Source organism: Actinopolymorpha sp. B9G3, assembly GCF_040120725.1.
GTDB lineage: Bacteria > Actinomycetota > Actinomycetes > Propionibacteriales > Actinopolymorphaceae > Thermasporomyces.
Genome location: NZ_JBEEAB010000063.1, coordinates 1 through 2,489, shown reverse-complemented (window position 1 = coordinate 2,489; position 2,489 = coordinate 1). Strand labels below are relative to the sequence as shown.

Below are 2,489 nucleotides of genomic sequence, written 5' to 3'. Positions count from 1 at the left end.
CGAGTTTGAGTGGGCTGACTGGTTGGAGAGGCGGCTGATGCCGTTGGTGTGGTCCCGGGTCTGTGTCCGTATGGCCCGTCCCCGCCCTTGACGTGCGATGTCGGTAACGGCGTGGTGCGAAGCTCGAGGGGAAGCCCAAGGACTCCCGTTCCATCCGGGAGTTACCGGCAAGGGGAAGACCGGACGGGTGAACGTAAGTGAACTCTCGATGATGCCTCGTGATCCCAGGCCCCGGGCCGATGGAAGGTTCGAGCGGGGTGCAGGGCTGGCCGTTGAGAAGCGGCAGGCGCTGGCTGGTAGAGGTCTCTCCGGCCAGGTGGACACCGCCGCCTCGGGGTAAAGAGAGCACCCTGCCCGGTCGTATCTCATTCGTGTGGAACGTGGAAACCCCGTTGGGGTCCGGGCGCTTGTGGCCCGGTCGGCTGACTGTGAGGAAGGTTCAACTCCCCAGCGGGAACAGGATGGCCCAAGAAGCCAATGCCGGAAGCCGAAAGGTAACGGGAACCCGGGGCAGCATGACCGGCCGCTCCGCCGGTCGCCCCGGATAACTGTTCGGATACGGGTGTGCTGCCCGGACCCGAAAGGGTGCTGACGTGGGCCAGGTGGGCCTGTGGCGACTGTCTGGACAACGACGACGGAACCGAGGGACAAGTTGGACACCGCGACGGTGAACGGACCCGAGGGCGAAGACCTGGACTGGGCGTCGGTCGACTGGCGCCGGGTGGAGGAGAACGTACGGCGTCTGCGGCAGAGAATCTTCACGGCATCGAAGGCAGGGGACCTGAAGAAGGTCCGCAACTTGCAGAAGCTGATGCTCCGATCCCGATCGAATGCGTTGTTGAGTGTTCGTCGGGTCACGGAGATCAACGCGGGACGCGCGACGGCGGGAGTCGACGGGATGGTGGTGCTGGCTGCCCAGGCAAAGGCCGCGTTGGCCGGCTGGGTTCAGCACCATGCCCGACCGTGGATTCCTAGACCCGTCAAGCGGGTGTTCATTCCCAAACCAGGGACGACGAAGAAGCGCGGACTCGGGATTCCTGTGATCGTTGACCGGTGCCTGCAAGCTGGGGCACTTGGTGCGCTGGAACCTGAGTGGGAAGCGCGGTTCGAGCCGAAGTCGTACGGCTTCCGGCCCGGCCGCGGCTGTCACGACGCGATCGGGGCGATCTATTCCACGCTGAATGGGAAGAACCCGCAGCGTGTGTGGGTGCTCGACGCAGACCTGACAGCGGCGTTCGACCGTATCGATCATGACCGGCTGACAGCCACGCTCGGCACGTTCCCAGCCCGGGGACTGGTCCAGCAGTGGTTGAAGGCCGGCGCGGTGGATCGAGACCGGTTCACCCCGACCGAGGCAGGAACTCCGCAGGGTGGAGTGATCAGCCCGCTGCTCTTCAACGTTGCCCTGCACGGGATGGAGGAAGCCGCAGGTGTCCGCTACTACCCATCCGGCAGAGATGCCGGGAGTGCAAAGTGCGGGAGCCCGGTGCTGGTGCGGTACGCAGACGATTTTGTCGCGATGTGCACCAGCCGTGAGCAGGCCGAACAGGTCAAGCAACGGCTGGCTGCATGGCTAACGCCCAGAGGGCTCGCCTTCAACGAGGACAAGACACGCATTGTCCACGCAGAGGCCGGGTTCGACTTCCTGGGGTTCAACGTCCGCCGCTATCACGGCAAGCTGCTGATCAAGCCGAGCGCAGCGGCTCAACGACGGATCCGGGAACGGCTCAGTGCCGAGATGTTGGCCCTGCGAGGGGCCAACGCGGCTGCGGTACTGAAGAAGATCAACCCGATCGTGCGGGGCTGGTCGGCCTACTACCGGACGGTGGTGTCCAGTGAGATCTTCACCGCACTGGACAATCACATGTGGAAGCTCACCTACAAGTGGGCCAAACACAGCCACCCGAACAAGCCGAAGCACTGGATCTGCGACAAGTACTTCGGCCGGTTCAACAAGGCCAGGAACGACCGGTGGGTGTTCGGCGACCGCCACAGCGGCGCCTACCTGCTCAAGTTCTCCTGGACGAAGATCGTCCGACACCAGTTGGTCAAAGGCAGGGCGTCTCCAGACGACCCGACGCTGGAGCCCTACTGGACCGAACGGCGCCGCAAAGGACCACTCCCACCGGTCGACGGCCTGACCGTGCGCCTGCTACACGCACAACAAGGACGTTGCCCGACCTGCGGCGGACTCCTACTGCACGCCGACCACCCGCCACAAAGCCCACAAGAATGGGAAACGTGGCGGGCGGCCATCAAGAAGGCGATCATCAAGCAGTACATCGCCATCCCAGGCAGCCCGGACGATCCACAAATCCGTCTCCTCCACACCCACTGTCAACGGCGGCACCCAGCCGCCGACTCGACCAATCCCGCAGCTTCTCCAGCCCGCGAGCCCAACGGGGCCCGCTTGAGCCGTGTGCGGTGAACAGCTGCACGCACGGTTCTGAGGGGGCGGGGACGCAGCAATGCGTCCCCGCTACCCGACT

The 2,489-nt window shown here is 64.6% G+C and carries 1 protein-coding gene; it reads left to right on the top strand.

Annotated elements, in window-relative coordinates; translation table 11 throughout:
- Positions 1–667 precede the first annotated feature (667 nt).
- A complete protein-coding gene (ltrA, locus tag ABNF93_RS34535; RefSeq protein WP_349332475.1) occupies positions 668–2,428 on the top strand; it encodes a group II intron reverse transcriptase/maturase in 1,761 nt (586 codons plus the stop codon).
- Positions 2,429–2,489 lie beyond the last annotated feature (61 nt).